This is a genomic window from Arthrobacter sp. AQ5-05 (assembly GCF_003287975.1).
In the GTDB taxonomy this organism is placed as follows: Bacteria; Actinomycetota; Actinomycetes; order Actinomycetales; family Micrococcaceae; genus Paeniglutamicibacter.
This window is the reverse complement of the sequence record NZ_QMKQ01000040.1, coordinates 1-23,238: the sequence shown is the minus strand read 5'-3', so window position 1 is coordinate 23,238 and position 23,238 is coordinate 1. Positions and strand designations below refer to the sequence as shown.

Sequence of the window (23,238 nt, the reverse complement as noted above, 5' to 3'; positions counted from 1 at the left end):
TTGCATACAAGAACGATAACCCTGACTCCTGTTGTATGCAAGTGATCCCCTTGTAACTGCATTATTTTCTTCGAAGTTTTAAAAATCTGTTGACTCTGTCACATCAACTGTTACGATTCTTGCATGCAACAAATTCAAGATTCTCAGATTCAGCTCACCAAGACCGCATTGACTGCCGCGTGGGAGGCAGCGTGGGATCGCGGAGAAGTTGACGCGCTGGACGCTGTGCTACACCCGGAATACCGCCGCGAGAGCACCCAGTCCAGCCACGTCTCCAGCGCCCGGGATCTGAAGCAGGAAATTCTGGATGTGCGTGCAGCGTTCCCGGACCTGACTACCCACATCGACAACATCCTGTTCGACTCGGACACGGGAACCGCGGGCATCTTCTGGCGCACCACCGGAACCTTCACCAATGACCTGCAGGGCGTTCCCGCCACGGGCAGCACCGTTGAGACCCGCGGGTCCAACTTGCTCACGTTCCAGGGAGGCAAAATCATGACCGAAAAGGTCACCTGGGACCAGAGCGAGCTACTGGCGGATGTTGGCGTTCCCTCGCTGCGCTCGGCGTTTGAAACCCCCGAGGACGCTGTGGTCGACGACCTGAGCGGAATTCCCGGACTCGATGCGCTCAAGGGCTTCAACCGCCAGTTCATCACCGGGGTCACCGTGGTCACCACCATCGACGACACCGGCAAGCCACGTGGATTGGCCGCGAATTCCTACGTGTCGATATCCCTGGAGCCGCCTCTGGTGCTGGTTTGCGTGCAGAAGACCACCAGTACGTACTCCCCGTTGTTCAAGTCCACCCACCTGGGTATCAACATCATGAGCAACGAACAGCGCGATACCCTGGGCGTCTTCGCGTCGAAGGGTGATGACAAGTTTGCCAATATCCAGTGGCACGAAGGCCCGAGCGGAAGCCCGCTGATCGACGGCTCCGCGGCCTCGATCGAAGCCGAAATCAAGGAACGCTTCCAAGCCAAGACCCATACGGTCTTCATTGCCAAGGTGAAGCACTCCGAGGTCGCTGAGCTTGCCCCCATGGTTTACAAAGCCGGTCGCTTCTTTGACGGGGCTGAGCTCACCGAGTTGTAGGGAAATCCCGCTTTCTGCCAAAGGCACAAGGCGGGGGAGGCCAGGCGGTTGGCACCCACGAGGATCTGCGATGCGGATTGACAAATGGTGCAACATGCACGGGTGCGGCACTTCCCAATGCCGCCCCAGCGCCGAAGCCGATAAATGATGCAGGCAGTAACCCCGCCGGAAACGGCAAAACGGTCGCCACCGTACCCAGGGTTCGTGGGGGGACTACGCCGGCCGACAAAACAAGCAGCAGTGGTTGGGTTCACCCGTTCGAACATCAACCACGCAAACACTCGAGAAAAGGACAGTCCAATGTCGGTACATGACGAGACAACGCCTGCCTACGGCACGTCGTTGACTAAGGCCGAACCGTTTGCCACTGAGCAAATCCCGGATTCCGAACGCCATGGCCACCCGCGCAGCCAGTTCACCCTGTGGTTTGCAGCGAACATGGTGCTGGCCGTGATGGTTTCCGGGTTCTTCTCCTCGTTGTTTGGCCTTTCGGTCTTCCAGGGACTGACTGCGGTAGCTGCGGGAACCCTTTTGGGTGTTCTGGTCATGGGCTTGCTGGCGGGTATCGGCACCAAGCTGGGAGTGCCCCAGCAGGTCCAGGGTCGCGGTCCGATGGGCTTCTACGGAAACTTCCTGCCGATCACCGTGCTCACCATTGTCTCGGCCATTGGCTGGACTGCTGTCAACACCGTATTCGCGGTCATTGCGCTGCAGATGCTCATCGATGTGCCGTTCTTCTTGGCGGCAATCTCGATTTTCGCCGTACAGTCGGTATTCGCGATCTGGGGCCACAACTTGGTGCACTTGGTCAACAAGATCGCCACCGTGGTGTTGACCATCCTGTTCGTGGTCATTTCGATCTTGTCCCTGCGCGAGGCAGACTTCAGCATCGGGGTGGACACCAGCGCGCCGTTGTACATGGGAAGCTTCGCTGGCTGGGTCACCTTCGCCGGGTTCTTCTTCGCCTACGTGATGACCTGGACCCCGTTCGCCTCCGACTTCTCGCGCTACCTGCCGCGCAACACCTCGCACGCCAAGGTGGTCGGCTACACCGCCGGCGGCAGCTTCATTGCCATGACCTGGCTTGGCAGCATTGGCGTAGTGGTCTCCAGCTTCGCCGGGGAGCTTGACGCGATCCCGGCCCTGGCGCAATTGACCGGTAGCTGGGCCCCGATCGCCATGCTCACAGTGGTGCTCTCCACCCTGCCGGTCAGTGCCATGAACCTGTATGGAGGATCCCTGTCGCTGCTGACCATTAAAGTGCCGGTCAGTCGCATCGCAGGCGTGATCATCGTGGCTGCACTCAGCCTGGGCATGACCCTGTTGATGCAGACCAACCCGTACGGCGGCTTCTACGACTTCCTCTCCGTCCTTGCTTACCTGGTGGTCCCGTTCAGCGTGGTGCTGCTCCTCGACTACTACCTGCGCATGCGCAAGGACATCGCGGGGTCCGTCGCTGACTTGTTCAACACCGGTCGGCGCATCAACTGGGGGTTCTTCGCCTGGATCTTCGGATGCTTGGTCTCCGCATTGTTCTGGAACACGACTATGTTCACCGGGCCGTTTTCCTCGCTCGCCAACACCTTTGGTGATTTGGGCTTCCTGACCGGCGCCGTTGCCTCCGCGGTTGCCTACCTGGTCCTGTACAGGAAACCGGTACCGTCGGGAATGCGCATGGCGGATCGGCCAGGCATCAGCGAACTGCGCGACAGCTTGGAAAAGGGAGTAAGCAAATCATGAAGTCCCAAGACCAAGCCACCGTGCGCGAAGGCAAAGCGCTGGTACTGATCGACATGCAGCGCATCTTCCAGGAACCGGAAAGCCAGTGGTTCGTCTCGAACTACCAAGACGTGGAGCAAAACGTCGGCAAGCTCCGGGACGCCTTTGACCACGTCATCTGGACGCGTTTCGTGCGAGACCCCCAGGAGTCCGGCGCATGGTCCGACTACTACGGCAGGTGGGACCAGTGCCGTGAGGAACCCGCATCCGCACGCTGGGACATCACGCTCCAGGTCCAGGAAAACGAACAGGTCCTCTCGCTTCCGACTTTCAGCAAATGGGGCGAAGAGCTGGCCCGGTTGACCGATGGATACCAGCACCTGGTGGTGGCAGGGGTTGCCACGGACTGCTGCGTGCTTTCCACGGTGCTGGGTGCCGTTGACGCAGGGAAGCATGTAACAGTGGTTTCCGACGCATGCGGCGGGGCCACGCCACGCGCCCACCAGCAAACACTGGAACTGATGGAACTGCTCTCGCCCATGGTGACGGTTCAAACAACCGAGAACCTGCACGGCGAGGCCATCGAGTCACCCTGACATTGGCGTGGTTACAGGGGTGGCATCACGGTTCCGGACTTGCATCCACGGTGCAGCTGAACCAGTCCCGGAAAACAGAAAGGTCCCTGGAACCGAGAATGACCTCGGCTCCGGGGACCTTCCTGCGTTAAGCAGTTGTTTCTTCAGGTGGTCGACCAGCTTCGAGGCGATGCCGTTGTACGAACCCGGGGTCAGCGCCAGCAGGCGTGCCTCGGCCTCGGCGGACAGGCCCATCGAGGAGACGAACTCCTGCATGCGCGCGGCGTCGACGCGCTGGCCGCGGGTCAGGTCCTTGAGCCGCTCGTACGGGTTTTCCATGCCCTCGACACCGGCGACGGACTCGGCGCGCATGACCATCTGGATGGCCTCGCCGAGCACCTTCGGGTGGCACTTCGTTGGACGGTGCTATTGGCTCGGCAAATGAAGGATCTGTCGTTCATTCGGTATTACCGAACGGTTCGACAGCGATTTGGCCGTTGAACCGTTCCGTGGCATGAACTCTACTTGGTAGGGAGACCAGGTCATGTGTCTCGAATCACAACATCCAAGTCAGTGTCCAAAGGAGAATGTTATGGCCATCACCGCTGCCCCAAGGCGAAGTGTCAAGTCATCGGGTACGCCCAGCAGCCGGCGCAACTGGGGCATCGTCGTCATGCTGTTGATCTTCTTCATGCTCAACTTCGCCGACAAGGCGGCCATTGGACTGGCGAGCAAGCCGATTCGGGAAAGCATGGACCTTAGCGCGAGCCAGTACGGCCTGCTCTCCAGCGCATTCTTCTGGCTTTTCGCCGTTGGTGCCGTGGTGCTCACCGCGGCCTTCCGGAAGATCTCCTACAACTGGGCAGCCGGCATCCTCATGATCACGTGGATCCTGACCATGCTGCCGCTGACCACGCAAACCACGTTCGGCGTTCTGTTGGCCAGCCGCATCGCACTGGGATTCTTTGAAGGCCCGGCGCATGCCCTGTGCCAATCGATTGTTCATGAACTGTTCCCGCCGGAGAAGCGCGCAACCGCGGGCGCAGTGGTCAACGCGGGTTCCTCGCTTGGTCCGCTGCTGGCCGCCCCAATACTGACCTGGATCATCCTCACCTGGGATTGGCACGCGTCATTCATCTTCTTGGTTGCAATCAGCCTGGTATGGACCGTTGTCTGGTTCCTCTACGCCGACCGTCTTCCGTTCAAGAAGCGCATCATCATCAACGAACCGAAAGCCGCCAAGGTCGACCCGAACGGCGACATCGTGGTTCCGTTCTACCGACTGCTGATGATCCCCAGCTTCTGGGGCCTGGCGCTGCTCTCCTTTGCCGGTTACTTGATCACCTCGCTGAAGGTCTCCTGGCTTCCCGCCTTCATGAACGAAGGCCTTGGTTACTCGATGCAAAACGTCGGCGTGCTGGTGACCATTCCCTACATCGTCGCCGTTGCAGTCCTGCTTGGCGCCGGGATGCTCTCGGGCCGCTTGCTCAAGCGCGGACACTCCTCGCGGGTGGCACGTTCTTTCCTCACCTCGGCCTGCCTGCTTTTCGCCGGGATCTCGATGATCACGTTCACCCAGCTCCAGCCCGGCCCGCTCCAGCTGGTGTTGGTTGTGGCTGCGTTCTCCATCAACTCGGTGGCGTTCTCCATCGGGTTCGCCGGGGCGTCCGACTTCCTGCCCTCCCACCAACGTGCGTCATTCTTCGGCTGCATCGTCGCCGCCTACTCGGTTGCCGGCATGGTGGCACCCTACATGCTGGGGCTCATCGTCGAAGCTGCGGCGACCCCGACGGAGGGCTACGCCAACGGCTTCCTGATTGTCGGCATCACCATCTGCGTCTTTGGTGTCGCGGGCGGACTGATGCTCAATCCGGCCCGGGCCCGCGTCCGCTTGCTGGAACTCACCGCCATGTATGCAGAACGAAAGCAGGTCACGCGATGAATCAGCAAGAGGGCCCATTGACAGGCGTCCGGGTTCTCGATTTCGGGCAATACATTGCCGGTCCGGGGGCCGGACAACTTCTCTCCGATCTCGGTGCCACCGTCATCAAGATCGAAAACGTCCGAGGCGACCAGGCCCGCGGCATCGGTGTCTTCGGAGAGGCCATGGTTCGCGCCTTCAACCGCGACAAGGAAAGCCTCGCCCTTGACCTGAGGAAACCGGAAGCCCGGCTGATCGTTCACCAGCTGCTCTCCGAGACTGATGTCCTGATCCACAACTTCCGCCCGGGTGCCGCCGAACGGTTGGGGCTGGGGCCTGCTGCCCTGCGCAGCCAGTACCCGGGCCTGATTTACGGATCTATCACGGGCTTCGGCCTCGGCGGCCCCTCGGCAAGCCGGCCGGGGCTCGACATTGCGGCCCAGGCCGAGTTCGGGATGATGCACTCCACGGGCGAAGCCGAAGGTGAGCCCCAGCGAGTCGGTTTCGCAGTGGTGGATGTTGCGGCAGCAAACGCCTTGGCGACGGGTATCATCGCGGCGCTGTTCGCCCGCACCAAAACCGGGCAGGGCGCACACGTTGAAACCTCACTGCTGGAATCTGCGATGGCCCTGCAGGCAGCGAGTTGGGGCGAATATACGATCACCGGCAAGCCCTCGGTTCGCAAGGGCAACGGCCAGGCCTATGCTGCCCCGGCCGCCGACCTGGTGCGCGTCAAGGACGGCATGATCGTGCTTTCTGCCTACACTGCGGAGAAATGGACGGTGCTGTGCAACGTCATCGGGCACCCCGAACTCGTCACCGATCCGCGCTTCGTGGATAACTCTGCACGGGTCAAGCACCGCAGCGAGTTGCTCGCCACCCTGGGATCAGCACTGCAAGAGGGCACCCGGACCCAAACTGTCGAACTGATGCTGGCCAATGGCATCGTCTGCGGCTCCGTCCGGTCCTTCGACGAAATAGCCGTGGACCGGGACCTGGCCGCCTCCGAAATCATGGTTACCGTCGAATCCGCAAACGGAAACTTCACCTCTCCAGGGGTGCCTTTCACCCTCGACGGGTGGCGCCGAACGTCCTCGGTCGAGGCTCCCGAAATTGGCGCACAAAACGCCCGGATCCTTGCGGGTTTGGGGTACACAGATATGCAGATAGAACAACTGCACGCGGTCGGAGCGGTGTCCGCGCCACAGGTTGCAGCAGCCGGCCAGCAACACACACGTAAGTAAGTAAGGAACACCCAACATGATCAATCCAGAGATTTACGACTACACCTTCGACTCATATCGCAAGCTCATCGCGGACTTCACCGAGAACGAGCTGATCCCTGCCGAAAACGAGATGGTTCAGGCCGGCGCCGTCCCCGAGCGCCTGGTCAAGCGCATGGCCGAGGTCGGTCTCTTCGGCATCTCCATCCCGCGCAAGTACGGCGGCCTGGAATGGAATATGGAGCAGCAGGTCCTGCTCACGCTCGAATTCACCCGCGCTTCCTGCGTCTACCGCTCACGGTTCTCCACGGTCATCGGATTGTGCTCCCAGGCAATCCTCGACCACGGCACGGAGGACCAGCGCGCAGAATTGCTGCCGAAGATGGCCGCGGGTGAACTCGTCACGGCGTTTGCGCTCACCGAGGAGGGGGCGGGATCAGACGCCGCTCAGCTCGCCACCTCCGCGGTGCTTGAAAACGAAAACTACGTGCTCAACGGAGACAAACGATATATCACCAACGCCGGCTGGGCCCATGCGTTCGTGGTCTTCGCGCGCACCGACCAGTCGATCCCGGGAGCCAAGGGAGTTTCCGCGCTGATCGTTGACGCCACTTTGCCTGGCGTCTCCACCTCGCTGCCCACGCGCATGAACGGCCACGCCGAGGCCCCAGTCGGGGAAATCCACCTCAACAACGTCTCCGTGCCCAGCAGCAACATGCTCGGAGGTGCCCGAGGTGGGGGCCAGGGGCTGACCATGGCGCTGCGCGGCATCAACCACGCCCGGCTCCACGTGGCAGCCACTTGCGTTGGCCAGGCAACGCGCATCCTTGAGGAAATCACCAGCCACGTCACCGACCGCGAGCAGTTCAATGCCCCGCTGGCGGACCTGGGCGCCGTCCAGGCGGTGCTGGGCGAATGCTTCGCTGAGGTCGAAGCCGCCCGTGCGCTGGTCATGGAGGGAGCCCGCTCCTTCGACGAGGGAGACGTGCCACGGCACCGGATTGCCGCTGCCAAGCTCTTCGCCTCCGAAATGGCCAGCCGCGTCGCCGACAAGTGCCTCCAGTTGCTCGGCGGCGAGGGAATCGTAGGGGACCACCCGATCCCGCGCATGTGGCGCGACGTGCGTGCGCTGCGGATCTACGAGGGTTCCTCTCCGATTCATGAACGCAATCTTGCGGTGGCTATGATTCGACAAGGGAAGATCGACGGCCGGCTTCCGAACAGCTACCGGGTGTAGCCCCGCCGGCACGCACGGCCACCCGAGTCAAAGGGGATAAAAGTGGAGATTCGCCAGCTTGAGTATTTCCTGGCTGTTGTCGAGCACAACGGCGTCAACCGGGCCGCCGTGCATCTGCACGTGGCGCAGGCGACAATTTCCCAGGGCATCAGGCAACTCGAGCGCGAACTGAAGCTTGAGCTGTTTCACCGCACCGGGCGCAACGTCGTACTGAATTCCGCGGGCCGGCTTCTGGTCGAACCGGCCCGCCGGATCCTCGGTGAGATCCTCTCCGCCAAGGACATCATGCGCGGGGCCCGGGAAATGTCTGTGGGTTCAATCACCATCGGCACCATGCCGGAGATGTCCAGCGAGGCGGTGGCCGCCTGGAGCGGTTCGTTCACCAGGCAATACCCGGACATACGGATCGACATGACCGAGTATGCGGATGTTGCCGAACTGTGCGACGAGGTGCTCAACGGGCACTGCGAAATCGGTTTCACCACGTTCCCGATCCCCGTCGAAAACCTGCAGAAGATCCAGTACGGCGTCCAGCGCATGATGCTTGTCATGCCACCGGGAACGCCGCTACCGGACAGCCAACCCGTTGCGCTCTCCGGGCTGCGATCCCTGCCGCTGGCGGTCAGCAACCTGGCGCACCGCGAGAACGACATCGTGGCGGCAGCCCTGTCCGAGCATTCGATCACCGGCCAGATCCGGGCGTATGTGCCCACCCGGCATGCACAGCTGGCCCTGGTCCTGAACGGAAGCGCGAATGCGTTCCTGCCGATCCGACTTGCGGTGCTGGCGAAAAAACTGGGCGCCGTGGTCGTCGAAACGGCTCCGACGATTCGTACGTCCTATGGAATCGTCCACCGTTCCGGCTCGCTGAACCCGGCCGCGGAAAGCTTCATTTTGCAAAGCAAGGCGGCCCTGAATCAATGGGTCGAAATGATCAAGTTGCACCAGGATGCCGGGGCGTCGCTGCTCGATGCAGCATTGATGGCGGACGAAGCACTGCACGGCTTGAGCTAAACCCCGGGTGGCAAACCCAAGCAACGACCAATCACCGAACCGGCGAACAACCCCCCGAATATGCGGAGACAACCATGGGCACTGCAAGCGGCATCGAAAACATTTCCAACATCCTGGTCATTGGCGCCGGAACCATGGGACGCCAGATCGCCATGAGTGCGGCCCTGGCCGGGTATTCCACGACCATCCAGGACATTTCCGCCGAGGGCCTGGCCGCGGCACGCACCGAACTTGAGGGCTGGGCCGCCTCCCGGGTGGCCAAGGGCAAGCTGGAGCAGGATGCCGCCACCGCGGCCCTGGGCGCCCTGGCCTACAGCACCGACCTCGATGAGGCGGCCGCAGGAGCGGACTTCGTGATCGAGGCCGCCACCGAGCGGCTGGAGATCAAGACGCAGATCTTCGAAAAGCTCGGCGTGCTGGCCCCGGCCCACGCGATCCTGGCCACCAACTCCTCCACGCTGGGTTCCTCCAAGGTCGCGGCGGCCACGGGGCGCCCGGCACAGGTGTGCAACATGCACTTCTTCAACCCGGCCCTGGTCATGAAGTGCGTCGAGGTCGTGCGCCACGGGGAAACCAGCGACGCCACGGTGGAGACCACGATGGAGTTGGCACGCCGGCTGGGCAAGGAACCGGTGCTGATCAACCGCGAGATCCCCGGGTTCATTGCCAACCGCCTGATGGGTGCCATCCAGCGCGAGGCGCTGTTCCTGGCCGATTCGGGCATCGCCAGCATCGAGGACATCGACACCACCGCGCGCACCGCGCTGGGCCACCCCATGGGACCGTTCGCGCTCATGGACATGGTCGGGCTCGACGTCATCGACTTCATCGGCCAGGCCACCTTTGCGGAGACCGGCGCGGCCGAGGATGCCCCCAACGGGCGCATCGCTGCCCTGGTGGCCGAGGGCAAGCTGGGCCGCAAGTCCGGCGCGGGTTTCTACGACTACACGCAGCCAGCTGACGAATGACGGTGACGTCAGCGCAAGGGTCGCAAGCGACCGCACCCAGGCATCGCTGACGTCACCGGCAGCACCTCGGTTCAAACGTGCGGCATTGAACATGCCGTCGAAGGCACGAACACAGCGGAACACCCCCGGCCAATGACCGGGGGTGTTCCGCTGTGTGCGGCAAGAACGGTGTAAACCGCTGCCGACTACTTCTTCAGGTGGTCGACCAGCTTCGAGGCGATGCCGTTGTACGAACCCGGGGTCAGCGCCAGCAGGCGTGCCTCGGCCTCGGCGGACAGGCCCAGCGAGGAGACGAACTCCTGCATGCGCGCGGCGTCGACGCGCTGGCCGCGGGTCAGGTCCTTGAGCCGCTCGTACGGGTTTTCCATGCCCTCGACACCGGCGATGGACTCGGCGCGCATGACCATCTGGATGGCCTCGCCGAGCACCTCCCAGTTGTGGTCGAGGTCCTCGGCCAGCACGTCTTCGGCAACATCCAGGCGGTCAAGGCCCTTGGCGACGTTGGAGATCGCCAGCAGCGAGTGGCCGAAGGCGGTGCCGATGTTGCGCTGCGAGGAGGAATCGGTGAGGTCGCGCTGCCAGCGGCTGGTCACCAGGGTGGCGCCCAGGGTGTCGAGCAGGCCGTTGGAGATTTCCAGGTTCGCCTCGGCGTTTTCGAAGCGGATCGGGTTGACCTTGTGCGGCATGGTCGAGGATCCGGTGGCGCCCGCAACGGGGATCTGCGCGAAGTAGCCGATGGAGATGTAGCTCCACACGTCGGTGCACAGGTTGTGCAGGATCCGGTTGAAGCGTGCCATGTCCGCGTACAGCTCGGCCTGCCAGTCGTGCGACTCGATCTGGGTGGTCAGCGGGTTCCAGCTCAATCCCAGGCCCTCGACGAAGGAGCGCGAGACTTCCTGCCAGTCGGCGGCAGGCACCGAGGCGTAGTGGGCGGCGTAGGTGCCGGTGGCGCCGTTGATCTTGCCCAGGAATTCGGTCTTCTCGATGCGGTCCAGCTGGCGGGTCAGGCGCCAGGCCAGCACGGCCATTTCCTTGCCCAGGGTGGTCGGGGTGGCCGGCTGTCCGTGGGTGCGCGAGAGCATCGGCACGTCGCGGGATTCCTCGGCCATGGCGGTGATCTGGGCGACGAGCGTGCGTGCCGCCGGGAGCCACACATTCATGACCGCGTCCTTGACGCCCAGGGCGTAGGAGAGGTTGTTGATGTCCTCGGAGGTGCAGCCGAAGTGCACCAGCGCGGTCAGGTTCGCGATGCCGATGCCCTCGAGGCGGCGGCCGATGTAGTACTCCACTGCCTTGACGTCGTGCACCGTGACGGCTTCGATCTCGGCCAGTTCGGCAACGGACGCGGCGTTGAAGTCGGTGACGATCTTGCGCAGCGCGGAGCGCTGGGCCTCGGTGAGCGGGGAGGTGCCCGGCAGCACGGAGTTGTCGGTCAGGTGGATCAGCCATTCGACTTCCACGTGGACGCGGTCGCGGTTCAGGGCCGCTTCGGAGAGGTGGTCGACCAGTGGGGCCACGGCGGTACGGTAACGACCGTCCAGGGCGCCAAGGGCGAGGGGTTCGGATGCAAGTGAAATGCGCGCGGAATCAGCCATGGTGCCCATTCTTTCATGATTCATCCGCACGGAGCCCGGGACGTGACGCCGCGCACGTCGCATACGGGTCGCATTCGGGTTCGGGTGGTTATCCACAAGTTGCGGCCTTCGGTCCTCCGGCGGCCGGGAGTGCTGTCAGCGTTGAACCCAACAAATACGACCGGGCCACCGGCACGAAGACTGAAAGGGTGCGGCAGAAAGATGCTCGAAGCAATTGCCGATGAAATGCTCATGCGGGTGGTCGCCACCCAGGCCGCGGTGTATCGGGCCCGCGAACAACTCGAACAGGTGCTGCACCTGGAATGGGAGTCCCCGGCAGGACGGGCGTTCAGGGACCGGGCTGCCGAACTGGCAGCCAAGGTCGCCGAACTCGACACCCGGCTGGAGTCGGCGCGCGGTGAAATCTGGTCCGCCCGGGCAGACCTGGCGGAGCTCGAATCCACGATCCTGTCCACCCTGGGCACCTTGGGGCCAATCGTGACACCCGGAGGGTTTCCGCGCGGGTTGCTTGGAGGGTTCTAGGACACGGACAAGGAGGCGGAACGACCATGGGATACGAAGTGCGCGGAGGACCGGGATCAATTTGGTTCTCCCTGACCGAACTCGAACGAACGGCCTCGATGCTCACCCGGACCGGGGCGGAATTGCTCGAAGGCGCTTCCTTCCTGGCCAGGTTCCCGCAATTCCCTGCGGCCATGTTGGCGCTGGGCACGCTGATGCTGCGGGCCCGGGTCATCGGGGCCGTGCAGTCCCTGGCCGAGGCCGCCGGTTCGTGCACCGCACGGGCCTCGGAGGCCGGGGTGCTGGCATTGGCGGTTGCCACCGCGCGGAGCACCTACGAGCAAACCGAATTCGCGGTGCAGCGCGGGATGAATGAGGCACGCGGAGGCCTGCTGCCCCTGACTGTGATGTGGGACCTGGCCAACAACAAGGGCCGACCACGTACCCAAACCACCGAGGACCTGGTCAACGAGCTGCCGGGCTTCCTGGGATTCCCCTTCGGGTTCTTGCGCGACGCCGAGCACGGAGGAATGTTCAAGGCCCCGCTGGCCGAGCGGCTCTACCCGCAGCTCGCCGATTTTCTGCGCGGCCAGAACCTCCTGCATCTGGCACCCATCAAGGTCCGCGGACAGGGTCCCGCCCGCGTGGTGCAATTCGACGGGACCATCGAAACCCTGGTCGAGCTGCAGCAGCTGGCGGAGAAGGAACCTCCGGGGAGCCTGCTGGTCACCCGGTTCGAGGGCGACGACGGGCCGATCTACGTCATGACGATCCCGGGTACGCAGTCGGATCCGCTCGAGGACGTCAACGCCGGCTTCCGCCGGATCCGGGGAACGGAATCGGAACCGGAGCCGGGCAATCCCTGGGACGGCACGGGCATTGTTGAGGCGATGGGCAACGACTCGAAGAACCTCATCCCATCCGTCGAGGAGGCGTTGCGGAAATCGGGTGCCAACGACGGGGACCGCGTGGTGGTCACCGGGTACAGCCAGGGTGGGATCCACGCGGTGAACATCGTCAATGACGAGCACCTCAACAAGCTCTTCGACTTCCAGTACCTGTCGACATTCGGTTCCCCGACGGGACAGGTCCCGGTGCCCGAGGACACCCACGCACTGCACCTGGAGGACAGGAACGACTTGGTTCCGGGCACCGACGGGAGCAGGAATCCCGAGGAGCGCAACAGGTTGACGGTCGTCTTCGACGGACCCGACGGATCAATCGAGTTGGGCAACGACGGGTTCGGCGAGGCCCACAAGCTGGAGAACTACGAATCGCATGCCAAGGAACTGCGTGGTTCCAAGGATCCGGGAGTCATCGAGTCGCTGGGTCTGTTGGGAACCCTGTTCGGGCAATCCCGGCGAGGGAAGGTGCGTTCCTTCCAGCTCGGGCGCCAACCCAAGCCGGAAATGAAGCTGCCGAAAAAAGACCAGAAACGCGGGCACCTTTCCAGAATCACCCCGGGACATTAGGGGCGAAATCCTGGGCGGCGCTAGCGGGCCGACGGGCGGGGTGTCAGCGCTTGGTCGGGGCGATCCAGCCCATCAGGGCCGAAACGATGGAAATGATCACCGAACCGATGATGGCATCCCAAAAGAACTTGTCGACATGCAGCCCCATGGGCAGGTACTGGGTCAACCAGGAGGTCAGCATCAACATTGCGGCGTTGATGACCAAGGTGGACAGGCCAAGGGTCAGGCAGGTGATGGGCAGCGACAGCAGGCTCACGATCGGCTTAACCACCGCATTGACCAGCCCAAAGACCAGGCCCACCACCAGATACGCCAGGACCACGCCCAACGTGGCATCGGTGGATGGTGCGGTGGTGACGGTGATGCCGGGCACGACCCACGCGGCGGCCGCAAGGGCAAGCGCGTTGATCACCACGCGGAAGATAAACGCAATCATGGACCCAATAATGGCACACCGCATCCGGGCCTCGCGGCAGTGAAACAGTCTTCCCAGAAGCTTGGCAGGAACGATGCGACACATGGGGATTGCCCGGGCGGCAACAGATAGGGTGTAAGACATGACCACCGAAAATCCTGCGCCCCTCGATCCGGTCCAGCCCCGCACCATCATTGGTCGGATGCCCAAGTACGTTGCAGGCAAGCCGCCGCGTGAGGTGCCGGGCCTGAGCGCCTTCAAACTCTCATCCAACGAGAATCCGCTGCCGCCGATCCCCGAGGTCATGGACGCGATCCGGGCCCAGCTCGAGATCAACCGGTATCCGGATCCGCTCTCGACCAAGCTGCGCAATGCCCTGTCGGAGTTCCTGACGGTCCCGGCCGACGACATCGTCACCGGCGCCGGATCCCTCGGCGCGCTGACCCAGATCCTGGCAACCTTTGCCGGCCAGGACGACGACGGCGTGCAGGACGAAGTGGTCTTTGCCTGGCGTTCCTTCGAGGCCTACCCGATCGTGGTGGAAACCGCCGGGGCCCTGCCGGTGCAGGTTCCCCTGCTGGCGGATGGCCGCCACGACCTGGACGCCATGGCCGCAGCAGTCAACGAGAACACCTCGGTGATCCTGCTGTGCACACCGAACAACCCCACCGGCCCGGCGCTGCGCACCGAGGAAGTCGAAGCATTCATTGCCAAGGTTCCTTCCAACGTGTTGATCGTCATCGACGAGGCCTACCAGGAATTCGTGCGAGACCCGCTGGCTGTCAACGGGATCGACACCTACCGCAAGCACCCCAATGTGATGGTGCTGCGGACCTTCTCCAAGGCCCACAGCCTGGCCAACCTCCGTGTGGGATATTCGGTCTCGCACCCCGAGGTCACCAATCACATCCGGGTCGTCGCCACCCCCTTTGCTGTCTCCTCGTTGGCCGAGGATGCGGCGGTTGCCTCCCTGGCCCACTTCGACAAGGTTGTGGAAAGGGTACAAAAGGTCGTTGACGAACGCACCCGCGTGGCTGCCGGCCTGCGGGAGCTTGGATGGCAGATTCCGGATGCCGACGGCAACTTCGTCTGGCTGCAGATGGGTGCCAATACCGCCGAATTTGCCGAGCTGGCCTCGGAACACGCGTTGGCAGTGCGTGCCTTCGGCAACGAGGGGGTGCGGGTGAGCATCGGGGAAGCCGAGGCCAATACCCGGTTCCTCGAGCTTTGTCGGAACTATCCAAAAGCCCCGACGCTTTCCTAGGGGCGGATAAGTCGTGGTTTGCGGCAATCCACCGCTAGGCTAGAACAGACAATCCCGCTATATGCCTCATGGGGAATGTATTCCGCATGAGGCATATTTCATGTATGTAAGGACGCCCTCGGTATGACCAACACCGTGCACGAGCCCTCGGGGCAAGCGCTGATACAGCTACTTACCCCCGAAGGGGAACGTCGCTCGCACGCCGAGTACGACAGCTACATCCAAGACGTCGACGCGGAAATGTTGCGGGGGTTCTATCGCGACATGGCATTGACCCGGCGCTTCGACCAGGAAGCCACCGCGCTGCAGCGCCAGGGGCAACTGGCCCTGTGGGTTCCCCTGCGCGGACAGGAAGCGGCACAGATCGGTTCGGGAAGGGCCACCCGCCCGTCCGACTACATCTTCCCCACCTACCGCGAACACGGCGTGGCACTGACCCGCAACGTCGACTTCCCGCAGATGCTGCGGATCTTCCGCGGCATCTCCAATGGCGGCTGGGACCCGAGGGAAAACAACTTCCACATGTACACCATGGTGCTCGCGGCCCAGATGCCGCACGCCACGGGCTATGCCATGGGCATCCAGCGCGACCAGGCGGGCTGGGACGCCGAGCGCCTCGAAAAGGACGGCGAGGCGGTCGTCGCGTACTTCGGCGACGGTTCCTCCACCGAGGGCGAGGTCCATGAATCCATGGTCTTCGCCGCCAGCTTCAATTCCCCGGTGGTCTTCTTCTGCCAAAACAACCAGTGGGCCATCTCGGTCCCGTTCTCCGTCCAGTCCAAGGTGCCGCTGGCCGATCGCGCCGCCGGCTACGGCTTCCCCGGAATCCGGGTGGACGGCAACGACGTGGTGGCCGTGCTGGCCGTGACACGCTGGGCACTCGAGCGCGCTCGCCGCGGTGAGGGCCCGGTGCTGATCGAGGCGATCACCTACCGGATGAGCGCCCACACCACCGCCGACGACCCCACCAAGTACCGCCTGGGCGCCGATGAGGAAGCCTGGGTCGGCCGCGACCCGCTGGCCCGCCTGGAGAAGCACCTGCGCGACAACGACCTGGCCGACGAGCTGTTCTTCAAGCAGGTCGCCGTCGACGGCGACGAGATGGCCACCCGCGTCCGCGTCGAAGCCATGGCGTTCCCGGACCCGGAACTCGCCCAGTCCTTCGCCAACGTCTACGCCGAGGCGCACCCGCTGATCCAGGAAGAGCTCAAATGGCACCTGGAATACGAAGCAGGATTTGCCGACACCACCGAGGAAGGGGCCACCCGATGAGCACCACCACGATGACCCTGGCCAAGGCCATCACTGCCGGACTCGACAAGGTCCTGGCAACGAACCCCAAGTCCCTGCTCATCGGAGAGGACATCGGACGCCTGGGCGGGGTTTACCGTGTCACCGACGGGCTGATCGACACCTACGGCCCCGACCGAGTCGTCGATTCCCCGCTGGGCGAAGCCGGGATCATCGGCACGTCCATCGGCATGGCCATCCGCGGCTACTCCCCGATCGCCGAGATCCAGTTCGATGGCTTCGTCTTCCCCGCGTTCAACCAGATCACCACCCAGCTGGCCAAGATGCGCGCCCGCTCCGAGGGCCGCTTCGGCGCACCCGTCGTCATCCGCATCCCGTACGGCGGCGGCATCGGTTCCATCGAGCACCACTCCGAATCCCCGGAGGCGCTCTTCGCGCACACCGCAGGGCTGCGCATCATGGCCCCGTCCAACGCGCACGACGCCTACTGGATGATCCAGCAGGCGGCAGCCTGCCAAGACCCGGTGATCTTCTTCGAACCCAAGCGCCGCTACTGGCTCAAGGGAGAGGTCGACACCGAGAACCCGGCCGCCGACGCCTTCAAGGCCCAGGTCATCCGTCCCGGCGAGGATGCCACCATTGTCACCTACGGCCCGTTGGTTCCCGTCGCCCTGGCCGCCGCCGAGGCTGCCCGCGAGGACGGCCGCTCGGTGGAGGTCATCGACCTGCGCTCGGTCTCCCCGATCGACTTCGACACCATCACCGACTCGGTGGAAAAGACCGGCCGGCTGATCGTCACCCACGAGGCACCGACCTTCGGCGGACTCGGCGGGGAAATCGCCGCGCGCATCTCCGAGCGCGCCTTCCTCTCGTTGGAGGCCCCGGTCATCCGCGTCGGCGGCTTCCACATGCCCTACCCGGTGGCCAAGGTCGAGGAGCAGTACCTGCCCGACATCGACAAGGTCCTCGAGGCCCTCGATCGGTCCTTCGCCTACTAAACCGCAGGTGCGCACCTTGCCACCGCACCGCAGACGCAAAGTTTCTCACAAGGAGTGAAGACGATGAGCACCTTCAATCTTCCCGATGTCGGCGAGGGCCTCACCGAGGCCGAAATCGTCAGTTGGAAAGTCAAGCCCGGTGACACCGTGGCCGTGAACCAGGTCTTCGTGGAGATCGAGACCGCGAAGTCGCTGGTCGAGCTGCCCAGCCCCTACGCCGGGGTGGTCAAGGAACTGCACGGCGCCGAGGGTGAGACCCTGGCCGTGGGGGCAGCGCTGTTCACGGTGGAGGAGGCCGGTTCCCGTCCGGCCCCGCTGACCAACGTGCCGCAGGTGGCGGACATCGCCGAATCCGACACCCCGGTCGCCAGCGAGGAGCCCGGCCCGCTGGTCGGCTCGGGCCCCAAGGCCGATGCCGTCAAGCGCCGCGCCCGCACCAACCGCCCGGCCGCGACCAAACCCGGCAAGGCGGCAGGCGCACCCGGTGCCCCGGTGATCCCCGCGGCGCTGGCCGACACCATCTCCCGCCGTGCCGCCGAGATCGGCCAGGCCTCCACCCGGCTGACCGCAGCGGCCAAGCCCGCCGTGGCTGCCTTCGTGGACCGCGTGCTCGCCAAGCCGCCGGTGCGCAAGGTTGCCAAGGAACTCGGCGTGGACTTGACCGAGGTCACCGGCACCGGAGGCCAGGGCGAGATCACCCGAGACGACGTGCTCTCCTACAAGTCCCAGCGCGAGGCCGAACGCGATGCGGCCCCGATGTTCTGGTCCTCCCAGGGCGTGGAACTCGACGAGCGGATCGTGCGCACCCCGGTGCGCGGCGTCCGCAAGGCCACCGCCAAGGCCATGGTCGAATCGGCCTTCACCGCCCCGCACGTGTCGATCTTCGTGGACGTGGACGCCTCCCGGACCATGGAGTACGTGGCACGGCTGAAGAAGAGCCGCGACTTCGAGGGCATCCGGGTTTCCCCGCTGCTGGTGCTGGCCAAGGCCGTCATCTGGGCGGCCGCCCGCAACCCCTCGGTCAACGCCTCCTGGGTGGAGACCGAGAACGGCGCCGAGATCCAGGTCAAGCACTTCATGAACCTGGGCATCGCCGCGGCAACACCGCGCGGGCTGATCGTCCCGAACATCAAGGAAGCGCAGAACCTGTCCATGCGCGAGCTGGCCATTGCGCTGAACGACTTGGCCGAGACCGCCCGCGCCGGCAAGACCTCCCCGGCCGACATGAACGGCGGGACGCTGACGGTGACCAACATCGGCGTGCTGGGCATCGACACCGGAACCCCGATCATCAACCCCGGCGAGGTTGCGATCGTCGCCTTCGGCACCATCCGGCAGAAGCCGTGGGTCGTCGACGGTGCGGTCGTGCCGCGCTGGATCACCACCCTGGGCGGATCCTTCGACCACCGCGTGGTGGACGGGGACCTGTCGGCCCGCTTCATGGCGGACGTGGCGGCCATCATGCAGGAACCGGCGCTGCTGCTGGACTGACACCCACAGCGGGAAACCTGTCGGGCCCCGGCCGGTGCGTGGAAGCGATTCCGCGCACCGGCCGCAGCCCGTTCTTCCGCTGGCAATTCCACCGGTGCCGGGGCACAGTGGAAAGCGTATCGACGTCCGAATTATGCACTCGCGCACAAGGAGACCACCGATGGGCATCAACCGGGCAGCCACCGCATTCGGTGTTGCGTCCCTGCTGGGCATGGTTTTGCTGGCAGGCTGCGCAGATGCCGCACCCCGCAAGACCCTGGACCAAAGCACCATCGATTCGAGCCCCTTCGGCCCGCCGCAGGTGCCCTCGGCCTACCCCGGGGATAATTCCGGCAGCCAGACCCCCACACCCACCCCGGCGGCCTCGAGCCAAACGCCCGGCACCCGGGTCCCCGCCGGCGAAATCGACACCACCGGCTGGATGAGCTTCAGCACCCAGGGCGTGGGCTTCAAGTACCCGGCCGACTGGAACATCGAGGAAGACGACTGCAGCGACTGCAACTCCACGGCAAAGGCCCTGGATGACCCCTTCGCCAAGTGGGACCTCGAAAACTCAGACGGCGACGAGATCGCAGGGTTCCGGGCCGACAGCGCGACGGACACCGACGGCGACACCGCAACCTACACCCGCACCGTCCTGGAATCCACGCCCCTGGACGCCGGTTTCCACCAGCCCGCCGAGGTGCTCTTCGAGCATATGGTGATCCAGTCCCCGGGCAAGAAAATCGAGCAAAAAGTGGTGCTGATGATCAACGACTCCGCAGCAACCAAGGACCGCGACGAGCGCCCCGCGCTGGGCTTCTTCACCCCGGTCAAGGGCCTGGCCAGCCAATTGGCCAGCACCGACGACCTGGCCGAGGAACTGGGGTTCGACGACGACCAGGTGAACCTCGACGATGCCAGAAAGATCATGCGAAGCAAGGAATACCGGCAATTGCGGGCCGTCATGCTCAGTGTGCGGATTCAGAAGTAGCATGGAAGCAGACCAATCCACGTACCGACCCGGAAGTGCCGAGTGAATCACCAGCTGTACGTCAAGATCTGTGGACTAAGCACTCCCGCGACGGTGGAAGCGGCAGTGGCGGCCGGAGCCAACGCCGTGGGATTCGTCTTCGCCCCCGGCAGCCCCCGAACCGTGGATCCGGAACTCGTCAAGACGCTCGTCGCGCGGGTGCCCGGGAACGTCGAAACCGTCGGGGTCTTCCGCAACCAGCCGCTGGACCAGGTCATCGACATCGCCAAGCGGGCCGGTGTGGGCACCGTGCAGCTGCATGGAGACGAACCATACTCGGATGTGAAGGCACTGCACGAGCAGGGGTTTGCGACTCTGCGGGCTTTGTCCATCGATGCCTACCGGGCGCTGGCCCCGGCGGAGAGGGAACTCTGGGAGACCGGGCGGATCCTGCTGGACGCCGTGGAGCCGGGTGCCGGGGTCACCTTTGACGTCTCGGAGCTGCTGGCGGCACCTCCCGCCGGAACATGGATCCTGGCCGGGGGACTTAACCCCGGCAACGTCGCGCACCTGGTTCAAACCTTGCACCCGGCCGGGGTAGATGTCTCCTCCGGGGTCGAATCCAGCCGTGGAACCAAGGACAGCGGGCTGATCGAGGCGTTCATCGCCGCGGCCCGGTCCGCCGAAGCAACAGCCGGATAGGAGCAGCGTCGGGCCCCCGGGGTTCGTTGCAATGGCGACCACACCGGTGACTGATACTTTTTTCCTCTGAATCAAGCCAAAACATGTATTTCCCATAAGTAATCTTTGCGTCCTAATCTGGCTGTGGAGCACATCGGTGCCCGCGACCGGAGGGTGGACGACGTGGAAGTACGTCAGATGCGTTACTTCATTGCCGTGGCCGAGGAAAAACACTTTGGCCGCGCGGCACAACGCCTGCACATGGCCCAGCCTCCGCTGTCCCAGCAGATCAAGGCGCTCGAGGAGCAGCTGGGCACCCAGCTGCTGGTGCGCACCACCCGCAAGGTCGACCTCACCGCTGCCGGAGAACTGCTCCTGGCACGGGCCAGGTTGTTGCTGGCCGAGATCGAGAAACTCGAACAAGACGTCAAGCTCGTGGGCCAGGGAGCCAGCGGCGTGCTGCGGGTGGGCGTCTCCGGCACCGCCACCTACCGACTGATGCCCATCATCGTGCAGGCCGCCCGGGAGCACATGCCGGGCCTGCGCCTGAGCGTGCAGGGCGAGATGCTCACCCCTGAGATGGAAATCGCGCTGGAAGAACAACGCGTGGATGTCGCGGTGCTGCGCCCACCGATCCGTTCGAACCAGTTGAGCCTGAAATTCCTGGAGAAAGACGAACTGGTCGTGGCCCTGCCCGAGGACCACGAGCTGGCCTCGCGAGGGCTGCTCGACCTTGCAGACCTGGCCGATGAACCCTTCATCGCCTACCCGATGAGCTCCGCGGTGAATGCAATCTCCACCGAGGCCTGCCGGCGGGCCGGCTTCAGCCCCCAGATCGTCCAGGAAACCCAGGAAACATCCACCCTGCTTTCGTTCGTTGCTGCGGGGATGGGCGTGGCCCTGGTCCCCACCGCGCGGCGCATGTTTGCCCTCCAGGGCATCGTTTTCCGCCAGCTGCGCAACGCGCCCGCGGTCGACCTTGCCGTTGCCTGGAAGACCGACAACGAAACCGCACTGCTGAAGAAGTTCCTTGACCTCTTCGAGACTCCAGCCACCACGGAAGGAAACCAAGCGTGAAGATCCTGCGCATTGAAGCGATTCCCTACTCGATTCCCTACAAACACCCACTCAAGTTTGCCAGCGGCCAGGTCACCGATGCCGAGCACGTGCTGGTGCGCATCCACTCGGACGAGGGCCTCATCGGGGAAGCCGACGCCCCGCCGCGGCCCTACACCTACGGAGAAACCCAGGACTCGATCATCACCATCATCGAGAAGGTCTTCGCCCCGCAACTGATCGGGCTCGATCCCTTTGACCGCGGCAAGGTCCACGAGGTGATGGCCCGGACCATCCACAACCAGGTCGCCAAGGGCGCCGTGGACATCGCGCTGTGGGACCTGCTGGGCAAGGCGCTCGGAACCCCGGTGCACAAGCTGCTGGGTGGCTACACCGATTCGATGCGCGTCTCGCACATGCTCGGTTTCAAGCCGGCCCAGGAACTGCTCGACGAGGCGCTGCGCTTCGGCGAGGAATACGGCATCACCACCTTCAAGCTCAAGGTCGGTCGCCGCCCGCTGGCCCTGGACATCGAAGCCTGCCACGTGCTGCGCGCCGGGCTCGGCGACGACGTGGAACTCTACCTGGACGCCAACCGCGGCTGGAGCGCCAACGAAGCCATGGAGGTGCTTCGCCGCACCGAGGGCCTGGGGCTGACGGCCCTGGAGGAACCATGCGACGCGAAGGAAGCCATGAGCCGTCGCCGGCTGGTGGAAAAGTCCCCGATCCCCATCGTGGGCGACGAGTCGGTGCCCACGGCCGGGGATGTCTCGCGCGAACTGCTCTCCGGAGGTTCGAACGCGATCTGCATCAAGACCGCACGCAGCGGCTTCACCGAGGCCACCGAGATACTGGGCCTGTGCACCGGGCTGGGCGTCGACGTCACGATGGGAAACCAGATCGACACTCAGGTCGGCTCGCTGGCCACCGTGACCTTCGGGGCCGCCCACGAGGCCACCGTCCGCCGGGCAGGCGAGCTGTCCAACTTCCTGGACATGGCCGACGACCTGCTGGCCGAACCCATCCGCATCAACGGCGGCCGCATCTCGGTGCGCAACGTCCCGGGCGTCGGTGCGGGCCTCGACGAGGACAAGCTCGCCCGTTACCGCCAGAACTAGCACCTACCATCACGCCTAATCCAGGAGAAGACATGTTGTTCCTTGCCCGCATGGACGTAACGTTCCCAACCCACCTCACCGAGGCGCAGATCGCCGAATTCCAGGTCCGTGAGAAGGAGTACTCGGGATCGCTGCAACGCAGCGGAAAGATGGCCGGCATCTGGCGCATCGTCGGTGAGTACGCCAACCACTCGCTGTTCGAAGTCGAATCGAATGACGAGCTGCACCAGCTCCTCGGCGGGTTCCCGATGTACCCGTACATGAAGATCAAGGTCACGCCGCTGGCCAAGCACCCGAACTCGATTCGCTAATACCCGGTCGTTTTCGCACGCCGCGCGGTCCGTGGCGCCGGGGCACGCTTCAATGTGTGCCCCGGCGTCGCGGGCCGTTTTCGTTGGCGGGCGTGCGGGGGCCCGGCATGGGCGTGTGTGGTGCGGGCCCGGCCTCAGCAGGGGGTGCCGGGCAGTGGCGGTGCGGTGGAGGTGTAGGTCGCCCCGACCGGGGTGGTGATCTCGATGGTGTGCCGCCCGCCGCGGTCCACGACGCGCTCTTCCCAGCCGTCCTGCTCCTTGGTCTGGTTGCATCCGGCGCAGCGGCCGGCAGAGTTGGCCTCGCTGGTCGGGCCGCCGCGGCTGTGTTGGACCACGTGGTCGAAGTGCTTGATGGGTGCGTTGCACCAGGGGGTGCGG

At 64.2% G+C, this 23,238-nt stretch carries 22 protein-coding genes and 1 pseudogene; 19 read left to right on the top strand and 4 right to left on the bottom strand.

Features of this window, described 5'->3' with window-relative positions:
• The first annotated feature begins 123 nt into the window (after window positions 1-123).
• From DQ353_RS19715 to DQ353_RS19705, 3 genes are all read left to right on the top strand, one after another.
• A complete protein-coding gene (locus DQ353_RS19715; RefSeq protein ID WP_113764885.1) occupies window positions 124-1,098 on the top strand; it encodes a flavin reductase in 975 nt (324 codons plus the stop codon).
• Between the two features lie 300 nt (window positions 1,099-1,398).
• Entirely contained in the window at window positions 1,399-2,838 is a 1,440-nt protein-coding gene (locus DQ353_RS19710) for a purine-cytosine permease family protein (protein ID WP_113764884.1), read from the top strand.
• Complete coding sequence (locus DQ353_RS19705) at window positions 2,835-3,413, top strand: cysteine hydrolase family protein (RefSeq protein WP_113764883.1); 579 nt, start codon at window positions 2,835-2,837, stop codon at window positions 3,411-3,413. The genes DQ353_RS19710 and DQ353_RS19705 overlap by 4 nt, the downstream gene beginning before the upstream one ends.
• Window positions 3,414-3,554: 141 nt before the next feature.
• Here the strand turns inward: DQ353_RS19705 and DQ353_RS19700 are convergent.
• A pseudogene (locus DQ353_RS19700) lies at window positions 3,555-3,794 on the bottom strand (adenylosuccinate lyase); the annotation flags it as partial.
• Between the two features lie 190 nt (window positions 3,795-3,984).
• Between DQ353_RS19700 and DQ353_RS19695 the strand changes: the two are divergent.
• The 5 genes from DQ353_RS19695 (at window position 3,985) to DQ353_RS19675 (ending at window position 9,755) form a co-directional block, all read left to right on the top strand.
• The gene (locus DQ353_RS19695) at window positions 3,985-5,334 is read left to right on the top strand and encodes an MFS transporter (protein WP_113764882.1); all 1,350 of its coding nucleotides are present in this window, start codon (window positions 3,985-3,987) and stop codon (window positions 5,332-5,334) included.
• The gene (locus DQ353_RS19690; protein WP_113764881.1) at window positions 5,331-6,557 is read left to right on the top strand and encodes a CaiB/BaiF CoA transferase family protein; all 1,227 of its coding nucleotides are present in this window, start codon (window positions 5,331-5,333) and stop codon (window positions 6,555-6,557) included. The genes DQ353_RS19695 and DQ353_RS19690 overlap by 4 nt, the downstream gene beginning before the upstream one ends.
• 16 nt (window positions 6,558-6,573) lie before the next feature.
• Entirely contained in the window at window positions 6,574-7,773 is a 1,200-nt protein-coding gene (locus DQ353_RS19685) for an acyl-CoA dehydrogenase family protein (RefSeq protein ID WP_113764880.1), read from the top strand.
• Window positions 7,774-7,815: 42 nt separating this feature from the next.
• Window positions 7,816-8,787: a LysR family transcriptional regulator gene (locus tag DQ353_RS19680; RefSeq protein ID WP_113764879.1), complete on the top strand. Its 972-nt coding sequence runs from the start codon at window positions 7,816-7,818 to the stop codon at window positions 8,785-8,787.
• Between the two features lie 74 nt (window positions 8,788-8,861).
• A complete protein-coding gene (locus DQ353_RS19675; RefSeq protein WP_113764878.1) occupies window positions 8,862-9,755 on the top strand; it encodes a 3-hydroxyacyl-CoA dehydrogenase family protein in 894 nt (297 codons plus the stop codon).
• 185 nt (window positions 9,756-9,940) lie between these two features.
• On the opposite strand, the gene purB is transcribed toward DQ353_RS19675, so the two are convergent.
• Entirely contained in the window at window positions 9,941-11,350 is a 1,410-nt protein-coding gene (purB, locus tag DQ353_RS19670) for an adenylosuccinate lyase (protein WP_113764895.1), read from the bottom strand.
• Between the two features lie 201 nt (window positions 11,351-11,551).
• Between purB and DQ353_RS19665 the strand changes: the two genes are divergently transcribed.
• Both DQ353_RS19665 and DQ353_RS19660 read left to right on the top strand, forming a co-directional pair.
• Window positions 11,552-11,872, top strand: coding sequence for a hypothetical protein (locus DQ353_RS19665; RefSeq protein WP_113764877.1), 321 nt, complete (start codon window positions 11,552-11,554; stop codon window positions 11,870-11,872).
• 26 nt (window positions 11,873-11,898) lie between these two features.
• Complete coding sequence (locus tag DQ353_RS19660; RefSeq protein ID WP_113764876.1) at window positions 11,899-13,323, top strand: alpha/beta hydrolase family protein; 1,425 nt, start codon at window positions 11,899-11,901, stop codon at window positions 13,321-13,323.
• A gap of 43 nt (window positions 13,324-13,366) precedes the next feature.
• Here DQ353_RS19660 and DQ353_RS19655 read toward each other — a convergent pair whose 3' ends face one another.
• Window positions 13,367-13,759 (bottom strand): phage holin family protein, encoded by a 393-nt coding sequence (locus DQ353_RS19655; RefSeq protein WP_181578520.1) that lies wholly within the window; start codon window positions 13,757-13,759, stop codon window positions 13,367-13,369.
• A gap of 121 nt (window positions 13,760-13,880) precedes the next feature.
• On the opposite strand from DQ353_RS19655, the gene DQ353_RS19650 reads away from it, so the two are divergent.
• The 9 genes from DQ353_RS19650 to catC all read left to right on the top strand — a co-directional run bounded on the left by DQ353_RS19650 (window position 13,881) and on the right by catC (window position 22,860).
• The gene (locus DQ353_RS19650) at window positions 13,881-15,002 is read left to right on the top strand and encodes a histidinol-phosphate transaminase (RefSeq protein WP_113764875.1); all 1,122 of its coding nucleotides are present in this window, start codon (window positions 13,881-13,883) and stop codon (window positions 15,000-15,002) included.
• 123 nt (window positions 15,003-15,125) lie between these two features.
• Window positions 15,126-16,274: a thiamine pyrophosphate-dependent dehydrogenase E1 component subunit alpha gene (locus DQ353_RS19645; RefSeq protein ID WP_113764874.1), complete on the top strand. Its 1,149-nt coding sequence runs from the start codon at window positions 15,126-15,128 to the stop codon at window positions 16,272-16,274.
• Window positions 16,271-17,251, top strand: a complete 981-nt coding sequence (locus DQ353_RS19640; protein WP_113764873.1) for an alpha-ketoacid dehydrogenase subunit beta — start codon at window positions 16,271-16,273, stop codon at window positions 17,249-17,251. Before DQ353_RS19645 ends, DQ353_RS19640 begins: the two co-directional genes overlap by 4 nt.
• Window positions 17,252-17,314: 63 nt before the next feature.
• Entirely contained in the window at window positions 17,315-18,742 is a 1,428-nt protein-coding gene (locus tag DQ353_RS19635; RefSeq protein ID WP_113764872.1) for a dihydrolipoamide acetyltransferase family protein, read from the top strand.
• Between the two features lie 160 nt (window positions 18,743-18,902).
• Window positions 18,903-19,715 (top strand): hypothetical protein, encoded by an 813-nt coding sequence (locus DQ353_RS19630; protein WP_113764871.1) that lies wholly within the window; start codon window positions 18,903-18,905, stop codon window positions 19,713-19,715.
• A 42-nt stretch (window positions 19,716-19,757) separates the two neighbouring features.
• A complete protein-coding gene (locus DQ353_RS19625; RefSeq protein WP_113764870.1) occupies window positions 19,758-20,396 on the top strand; it encodes a phosphoribosylanthranilate isomerase in 639 nt (212 codons plus the stop codon).
• 162 nt (window positions 20,397-20,558) lie between these two features.
• Window positions 20,559-21,452, top strand: coding sequence for a LysR substrate-binding domain-containing protein (locus DQ353_RS19620; RefSeq protein WP_286166932.1), 894 nt, complete (start codon window positions 20,559-20,561; stop codon window positions 21,450-21,452).
• Window positions 21,449-22,549, top strand: coding sequence for an enolase C-terminal domain-like protein (locus DQ353_RS19615; RefSeq protein ID WP_113764868.1), 1,101 nt, complete (start codon window positions 21,449-21,451; stop codon window positions 22,547-22,549). The genes DQ353_RS19620 and DQ353_RS19615 overlap by 4 nt, the downstream gene beginning before the upstream one ends.
• Window positions 22,550-22,581: 32 nt before the next feature.
• Window positions 22,582-22,860: a muconolactone Delta-isomerase gene (catC, locus tag DQ353_RS19610; RefSeq protein ID WP_113764867.1), complete on the top strand. Its 279-nt coding sequence runs from the start codon at window positions 22,582-22,584 to the stop codon at window positions 22,858-22,860.
• A 134-nt stretch (window positions 22,861-22,994) separates the two neighbouring features.
• Here catC and DQ353_RS19605 read toward each other — a convergent pair.
• A partial coding sequence (locus DQ353_RS19605) for an HNH endonuclease (protein WP_181578519.1) occupies window positions 22,995-23,238 on the bottom strand: 244 nt, incomplete at its 5' end.